Below are 6,915 nucleotides of genomic sequence, written 5' to 3'. Positions count from 1 at the left end.
CCCCCACCCCCTGTCTTGGTGCCCCCCTCTGCCCCCCCACCCTTCGTCCCCCCTCGCTCGCTTTTTCACTATCCCCCCCCCCCCCCCCCCGCGCCGCCCCGCCCCCCCCACTACAGCGGCCTGCTCAGTCCGCTTCGGGGCGATTCAAGGCCGCGGTCAATGCAGCGGCGTCCTCGCGGCTGAGGAACAGGTATTCCAGCTCGGCGCTGCCGAACTTGTCTTCCAGTTCCTGCTTGCGCACCGGGTGGTTGCCAAAGCGGTAGTGGGTGCTGCCGTCGTCGATGTTCTCGATGGCATATACGCCGAACGACGGCGGATTTGTCAGGGTGCCTTCCAGCCTGACGGACTCAGGGTCGATGGAGCGCTGGATGAGGTCTTCTAGGTCGATCATGGCGTAGCAACAGGACTGATGGGGGGATGTTTGCGGCAAGTGGAATCGCTGGCGCGTCCCACGTCAATGCTTCTCATGTTTCCAGCCGCGGTGCTTGCCATCGGATAACCACTCGATGGCCTGGGCGATCCGCTGCTGGCGGGTGCTGTCGCGCTTGGCTTCACCTATCCACTCCAGATAGTCGCGTTGGTAGCCAGGGCTGAAAGCGTCAAAGTGGGCCTTGGCTGCTGCTGCACCAGCCAGCGCGTCGGCAAACGCCGGCGGCATCGGCAGCGGCGCGCGTGGCGCCGTTCTGGGGCGGGTTGCGCCTGCATCGATACGGTGCAGGGCGGCGCGTAGCTGGGTTGTGAATTCGCGTTTGCCGGGCAGGTCGCCGAGCGACTGCAGGCGACCGTACTGGCCCATGGCCGAGTCATCGCCGCTACCGGCCTCGCGTTGCCAGAAGCCCAGCGTGGCGTGTGCCTTGAACGCGGCCATGCCACACAGCAGCTTGCCCTTGTACAGGAACGCTGGCATGCCCCACTTGATGGCTTCTTCAACCGCCCCGCAACCGCTGTGCACACGCTGGCGGATCTCGCGCAGGATGGGCTGCGCGAAAGCGGCGGCGTTGGCGATGTAGGCGTCTACGCGGGGGTCTGGGATGGGCATGGCTGGCCTCGGATGGGCGCAGCCTGCCGTTAGTTTCGCGTTAAAACAAGCCCGCCATGGTCGTAGGCGGGCGAACAGCCTGTTCCGGCATGGTCAGGCGCGGCGCGACTTCCTTGCCAAGCCGCTGCAAAAGGCGATGAAGGCGGTGAAAACGGCCATCGACAGGAACTGCAGGCGGGTTTCCGGGGTGGCCAGCAACAGCGCGAAAATCAGCGCCAGGATTGCCAGTGCCAGCACCGTCAGGTAGGGGAAACCGGCCATGCGGAACGGCAGCGGCGTACCCAGGCGGTCTGCCCGACGGCGCAGGATCAGCTGCGATACCAGGGTGATGGTCCACACCAGCAGGCAGGTGGAGCCGACCACGTTGAGCAGCACTGGCAGCACCTTGTTCGGGTAGATCAGCTCCAGCACGGTGGCGACGAAGCCGAACAGCACGCTGGCCAGAACGGCCACCACTGGTACCTGGCGGGTATTGGTCAGGCCCAGCCAGCGCGGCGCTTCCCGTCGTTCAGCCAGCGAATAGATCATCCGTGAGGCGCCGTACAGGTTGGCGTTCAGTGCCGACAGCAGGGCGATCACCGCGATCAGGGTGATGGCCGTGGCCGCGCCGGGGATGTTGGCGACCTGCAACACTGCGGCAAATGGTGATTTCAGGGTCTCGCTGTTCCACGGTACCACCGCGATGATCACCCCGATCGAACCGATGTAGAACACCAGGATGCGCCAGGCCACGGTACGGATGGCGCGGGCCAGGCTGCGCTCGGGGTCCTGGGTTTCAGCCGCGGCCACGGCCACGATCTCGGTGCCGCCGAAGGCGAAGATCACCACCAGCAGGGCCGCGCCGATGCCAGCCAGGCCCTTGGGCATGAAGCCGCCATGGCCGGTGATGTTGGCCAGGCCGGGTGAGGGCACGTTCGGCAGCAGGCCCAGCAGCAGGGCGATGCCGACCAGGATGAAGGCGATGATGGCACCGACCTTGAGGATGGCGAACCAGAACTCGAATTCGCCGAAATTGCGCACGCCCAGCAGGTTGATGGCGGTGAATACCAGCATGAACGCCAACGAGGTCATCGGTACCGACAATTGCGGCCAGACCGTATTGAGCAGGCCGGCCGCGCCCACCGATTCGGCGGCGATCACCACCACCAGCTGTGCCCACCACAGCCAGCCGACGGTGGCGCCGGCGGTGGCGCCCAGGGCATCGGCTGCGTACACCGAGAAGGCGCCGCTGGCAGGCCGCGCGGCGGCCATCTCGCCCATGGCGTGCATCATGATGATGACCAGGGTGCCGGCCACCAGGTAGGAGATCAGCACTGCCGGCCCGGCGGCCTGGATGCCCACGCCCGAGCCCAGGAACAGGCCAGCGCCGATCGCGCTGCCCAGCCCCATCATGATCAGCTGGCGTGGCTTGAGCGCACGTTCCAGTTTCTGCGGAGAGGCGCTGGCCGGGGCGGAAGAAGTGCTGGGCATCGGCGGGTTCAAGGTCAAGAAGAGGGCGACACGATACCGCGTCCGCCTGCTGCAGTGGCTGTGCCGTTGGTGGGGATGGGCACGCTGCCGCTACGATGAAGGTCCCGGCGCGTATGTGCGCCTGCAGCAACGGGTGTGCGGATGCGCGGTCTGGATTTCAGTTCCTGGCAGGGCCTGCTGTCGACGCTGGTGGGGTTGGCGATCATCACCTTGATCGGCGTGGGCATCCGCCTGCTGGTGATGCAGGCAGTGCAGCAGAAGCGTGAGGCCGCCAACCGCCAGATCAACGAACGGCTGAAGACCCTGATTGCGGCCTACAAGACCTTGGGTGGTTCCTTTACAGGCGATCTCAGCGTTGACCCCAGCCATCTGCGTGATCTGCGCCGACGCGCCGCCGAGCTGGAGCGTGGCGAGGCGGTGACCAATGCCGATGGTGCGGTGATCCTGCCCAGCGTGGACAGCGGCGAGGCCGGTGACCGTGCCCGGCGTACCCGTGATGCGGTGGAGGCGGCCTTGTCGGACGTGATCCTGCTGGGCACCGAGGAGCAGGTAAGGCTGGCCGCGCGTGCCGCCACCGACATGGTCGAAGGGCGTCCGATCCACACCGGAGATCTGGTGGTGTCACTGCGCGACTTCATCCGCAAGGTGCTGGACCTGGACGTGATTCCCACCACGGTTGGCATTCCCCAACAAGGGCCTGCGCGACCGGCCAGCGGCGGTGGCGGCAAGGGCGGTGGCAAGGACGGCGAGCGTGCAGGCGCCGGCAAGGGTGGCGGCGGTGGCGGCGGCATGGGTGCCGGTATGGGCATGGGCGCGGGCCTGGGTTATGGCGCCGGTCGCGCGGGCGAGGACGATCCGGAGCGGCAATGAGTGTATTGGTCAGGGTGGCTGCTCGCCTTCCGATCGCCACACACGCCAACGGCGCCTTGCGGCGCCGTTGCGTTGTGCTTGCCGGGGCTTACTTCCAGCGTGACTTGCCGCGGATGTAGCGCGCTGCATCTTCCAGTGAAGTAGGCAGGTACTCCGACCACAGGTTCGGCGGGTAGGCGTTCTGGTAGGTGTCGTAGACGTCGCGGAACAGATCCATGTGCACAACGGGCTGGCGCTTGCGTGCGCGCAGCTCGGCAATCGGCACGCGGCCAAGCACCAGGGTTTCTTCCTTGCTCTGCGCCTCGGCGACGATCTTGCCGCTGGGGTCGTACAGGGCGGTACCGCCTGAGCCCGGGTCATCGAAGTAGGGGCCGTTGTCCGGCGAAATCGAGTTGTTGACGATGGACGAGTAAACGCCGTTGTACATCGCACAGGCAGCGACATCCATGTCCGAGAAGCCGCCCGAGGCGGTACGCAGGAACACTTCGGCGCCCTTGAATGCCATCGCCCGGAACAGCTCCGGCTCACGCTGGGTGGAACTGGTGCAGATATTGCCCAGCGGCGTGCGCGTGACCGGCACTACCGCATCGCGGCCGTACATTTCCACGTAGCGGTCGAGCACGTCGTACGTCGTGGTGGTGAACAGTTCGAAGTCCGGGAAGGCGCCCTTGAGGTTGCGTGCCTTCCAGTGCTTGTCCACGATCTCGCCCTTGTCGTTCATGATCGTGGTGATGGACAGCACATGACCCGGCCAATCCGGATCGGTGGCATAGGCGCCAAACACGATCCAGGTGCCGTACTGGCGCGCCTTCTTTGCGATGGCTTCGGTTTCTTCGCCGGGAATGGTGATGGCGAACTTGAGGATTTCATCGCGGGTCCACTTGCGCCAGCCGCTGAGCGGGAATTCGTGGAACTGAAGCAGGTCGGGCTTGGCGTGGTAATGCGCCTTGTCGATGAGCTCGAGCATGTGCGCCAGGTTGCGCTTGCTGCCGGCCTTCCATTCCTTGGCGTCGAAGCTGTGCACGCGCGACTGCACCAGGCCCAGGGTCCATGCGGGCTTGGCCAGTTCAATCGTGGCGTAGGTGCCGTCGGTGCGTTCGTTGAGCGCATCCGGGCCCTTGCCCATGGCGGCCTGTGCGGGAGCCGAGGTGCCGAGCAGGGCGGGGCCGACGGCGCCGAGGGCGGCCAGGCCGGCAGCGCTGCCGAGGAAGTGTCTGCGGGTGTTGCTCATTGGGTACCTCGGTGGTTGATAGCCTGGGTCATGTTGGGTGCAGGTGCAGTTGCAGTTGCAGTTGCAGTTGCTGTTGCCGTTGTGCTTGTTCTTGATCCCTTCTCAACCCACAAGCGGGAGAGGGGCTCAAGCAACAGCTGCAGTATCAAAAAACCCGGGGCGCCATGGCGCCCCGGGTCGTTGTGCTACGGCTGCAATCAGATCGGGTCGCCGTTGAAGCTCTCGCCCTTGATCTTCTGCCAGTCGCGGCTGACGAACTTCTCGTCGATCAGCGTGCGCTGTACCAGTACGCCGTTCTTGTACCAATGCCAGATGCGGTTGCGCAGCTGGCCGCAGTCGGAGAGCTGGATCATTTCGTACAGCTCCAGGCCTTCCTCGCCCTTGCGCTTCCAGTACAGCATCACCGTGCGGTGGTAGTCATCCAGCGGCACTTCGGCCGCCCAGCCGTAGATCAGCTCGTTGTCGAAGATCACCCGGCCGAACTCGTAGCGGGTCGGGAAGTCGCGTACTTCCACCTTGCCGTCGGCCCAGCTGTAGTGGTTGGTCTGGTGGTAGGGCAGGTTTTCATCGGCCGGGAAGCGACAGATAAGGCGCGACTTGTGTTCGTCGATCTTGTCGCCGTTGGCATCGTAGTAACGGTAGACGCCATCCCAGACGCCTTCGTGGCGGGCCAGTAGCGGCAGGTGCAGTTGCATGTTCGGCATTGCGGTTTCCTTGTTGGTCGTGTTGATGTCATCAGTTGAGGCTTGGCCTCATTCGTTGCGAAGCGCATCCATCACTTCTTCCATCGGCACGTCCATAGCACCGCCTTCCAAGGCCTCGGTCTCCTGCTGCACGATGCGCAGCACCCGGGCGATGTATTCCTTCATCCACAGCGTGCGCTGGGCTTCGGCCTCACGGTCCGGCCGGAACTGGTCCAGTTCCTCGCGGCTGAGCAGGCCCTTCTGTTCAATCAAGCGCTCCAGCGCGTCCAGGCGCTGGTGGGTAACGGCGTTCTCCATGGCGATGGCCATGGCAATGGACAGCACGCGCTCCACGTCCGGGTCCTTGAAGAAATACGGACGCTTGCCGCGGGCGCGGCTGCCGGCCAGGGCGATCGGATCGATGCTCATGCTTTCCACGCTCCAAACATGGTCCACAGCGCGGCGCGGCCGTGGTCTTCGCCGTTTTCGCTGGCGACCGGGAAGATGTCGCGGTCCACCACACCACGGACCTTGGTTTCGAAATAACGCTCGGCATCGAAGCCGGCCGCAGCCATCATCTGGCGCAGGTCGTACTCGTGCATCACGCTCCAGAACGGCTCGTTGTTGTTGTACGCATCCCAGTCGCGGATGAACTGCTCGTAGGGGTCCATGCCGTGGTACTGCGGTTGTTCCAGGTGGGCGGTGAGGCCGCCGGCCGCCAGCAGGCGGTGGATCTCGCGCAGCTTGCGCGGCATCGCCGTGGCCGAGCTTTCGTGCCAGAACATGGCGGTGGTGATCAGGTCGAAGGAATCGTCCGCATAGTCCAGCGCTTCACCATTGGCCTGGCGGAAGCGGATGTTGTTCACCCCCAGGGCACGGGCGCGCGCATGGGCGTAGCGCAGCATCGGTGCGGCCACGTCGATGGCGATCACCTCGGCATCCGGGAAGGCCTGCGCCAGCGGCACGATGTTGTGGCCGACGGTGCAGCCAATATCGAGGATGCGACGCGGCTTGAAGCCGGGGTGTTCTTCCTTCAACCACTGCGCCAGCGCCTGGCCACCGCCATCGTTGTAGCGGCCGAGCATGCCGCCGGTGGTGGCGAAGATGCCGCAGTCGTAGTTGGCAGCCGCCGATACGTCATCGGCCAGCAGTTCGGTGTGGTAGCCGCCAGGCATGCAGTGGATGTCCACCGCGCTGGAATAGCGTGGCACCTGCACCGAGGCGTCCAGCTGCAGGCCATCGTCGCCAGCGTTGAGTGCGCGCGTCTTGTCGATCAGCGCGTCCACCTGCTTGAGCACCAGGCCGCGACCGGCCTGCTGGCGCATTTCCATGCTGCTGCGGCGCAGGGCGCTCCAGGTCTGGTAGATCGCATCGCCGGCCATCGCCTTGCGCACTTCATGGCGGGTTTGCGGAGCGCGGCCTTTCTCCTTTTCGAATGCCGGCTTCACCCGCTGCTCGTAGGCCAGCTTGACCTTGGGGCTGAGCTGGGTGGCCAGGTAGCCATTGAGGTTGGCCAGGAAGTCGAAGCGGGCGGTGTCATCCAGTGCGCTATCGGGGAACACCGCGTGGCGGCCCACGTGCTGCCAACTGGGGGGCAGGGCTTGCTGGCTCATGGCGACTCC

8 protein-coding genes are annotated in these 6,915 nt (G+C 65.1%); 1 reads left to right on the top strand and 7 read right to left on the bottom strand.

The features are described 5' to 3' along the window. Window positions 1-124: 124 nt before the first annotated feature. The 3 genes from ACVOL0_RS13850 to ACVOL0_RS13840 all read right to left on the bottom strand — a co-directional run bounded on the left by ACVOL0_RS13850 (window position 125) and on the right by ACVOL0_RS13840 (window position 2,509). Complete coding sequence (locus ACVOL0_RS13850; RefSeq protein ID WP_282272864.1) at window positions 125-391, bottom strand: hypothetical protein; 267 nt, start codon at window positions 389-391, stop codon at window positions 125-127. A 63-nt stretch (window positions 392-454) separates the two neighbouring features. Next, on the bottom strand, window positions 455-1,039 hold the full coding sequence (locus ACVOL0_RS13845; RefSeq protein ID WP_481549597.1) for a YdeI/OmpD-associated family protein: 585 nt from the start codon (window positions 1,037-1,039) through the stop codon (window positions 455-457). Between the two features lie 93 nt (window positions 1,040-1,132). Further along, on the bottom strand, window positions 1,133-2,509 hold the full coding sequence (locus ACVOL0_RS13840; RefSeq protein ID WP_481549596.1) for an amino acid permease: 1,377 nt from the start codon (window positions 2,507-2,509) through the stop codon (window positions 1,133-1,135). A 141-nt stretch (window positions 2,510-2,650) separates the two neighbouring features. Between ACVOL0_RS13840 and ACVOL0_RS13835 the strand changes: the two genes are divergently transcribed. Next, complete coding sequence (locus ACVOL0_RS13835) at window positions 2,651-3,379, top strand: hypothetical protein (protein WP_481549595.1); 729 nt, start codon at window positions 2,651-2,653, stop codon at window positions 3,377-3,379. An 88-nt stretch (window positions 3,380-3,467) separates the two neighbouring features. On the opposite strand, the gene ACVOL0_RS13830 is transcribed toward ACVOL0_RS13835, so the two are convergent. The 4 genes from ACVOL0_RS13830 to ACVOL0_RS13815 all read right to left on the bottom strand — a co-directional run bounded on the left by ACVOL0_RS13830 (window position 3,468) and on the right by ACVOL0_RS13815 (window position 6,906). Continuing rightward, window positions 3,468-4,610 (bottom strand): nitrilase-related carbon-nitrogen hydrolase, encoded by a 1,143-nt coding sequence (locus ACVOL0_RS13830; RefSeq protein ID WP_481549594.1) that lies wholly within the window; start codon window positions 4,608-4,610, stop codon window positions 3,468-3,470. 197 nt (window positions 4,611-4,807) lie between these two features. Then, window positions 4,808-5,314: a hypothetical protein gene (locus ACVOL0_RS13825; protein ID WP_293706675.1), complete on the bottom strand. Its 507-nt coding sequence runs from the start codon at window positions 5,312-5,314 to the stop codon at window positions 4,808-4,810. 48 nt (window positions 5,315-5,362) lie between these two features. Next, a complete protein-coding gene (locus ACVOL0_RS13820; protein WP_293706676.1) occupies window positions 5,363-5,722 on the bottom strand; it encodes a hypothetical protein in 360 nt (119 codons plus the stop codon). Next, window positions 5,719-6,906: a class I SAM-dependent methyltransferase gene (locus ACVOL0_RS13815; RefSeq protein WP_481549593.1), complete on the bottom strand. Its 1,188-nt coding sequence runs from the start codon at window positions 6,904-6,906 to the stop codon at window positions 5,719-5,721. The genes ACVOL0_RS13820 and ACVOL0_RS13815 overlap by 4 nt, the downstream gene beginning before the upstream one ends. Window positions 6,907-6,915 lie beyond the last annotated feature (9 nt).

Source organism: Stenotrophomonas sp. STEN021, from assembly GCF_056760175.1.
Note: the sequence above shows the minus strand (reverse complement) of the source record. Positions and strands in the feature narration are given on the sequence as shown.

Bases quoted from the DNA above. Each gene is read 5' to 3' on its own strand.
- ACVOL0_RS13820 (WP_293706676.1), bottom strand. From the start codon at position 5,722: ATGAGCATCGATCCGATCGCCCTGGCCGGCAGCCGCGCCCGCGGCAAG.
- ACVOL0_RS13850 (WP_282272864.1), bottom strand. From the start codon at position 391: ATGATCGACCTAGAAGACCTCATCCAGCGCTCCATCGACCCTGAGTCC.
- ACVOL0_RS13830 (WP_481549594.1), bottom strand. From the start codon at position 4,610: ATGAGCAACACCCGCAGACACTTCCTCGGCAGCGCTGCCGGCCTGGCC.
- ACVOL0_RS13835 (WP_481549595.1), top strand. From the start codon at position 2,651: ATGCGCGGTCTGGATTTCAGTTCCTGGCAGGGCCTGCTGTCGACGCTG.
- ACVOL0_RS13815 (WP_481549593.1), bottom strand. From the start codon at position 6,906: ATGAGCCAGCAAGCCCTGCCCCCCAGTTGGCAGCACGTGGGCCGCCAC.
- ACVOL0_RS13825 (WP_293706675.1), bottom strand. From the start codon at position 5,314: ATGCCGAACATGCAACTGCACCTGCCGCTACTGGCCCGCCACGAAGGC.
- ACVOL0_RS13840 (WP_481549596.1), bottom strand. From the start codon at position 2,509: ATGCCCAGCACTTCTTCCGCCCCGGCCAGCGCCTCTCCGCAGAAACTG.
- ACVOL0_RS13845 (WP_481549597.1), bottom strand. From the start codon at position 1,039: ATGCCCATCCCAGACCCCCGCGTAGACGCCTACATCGCCAACGCCGCC.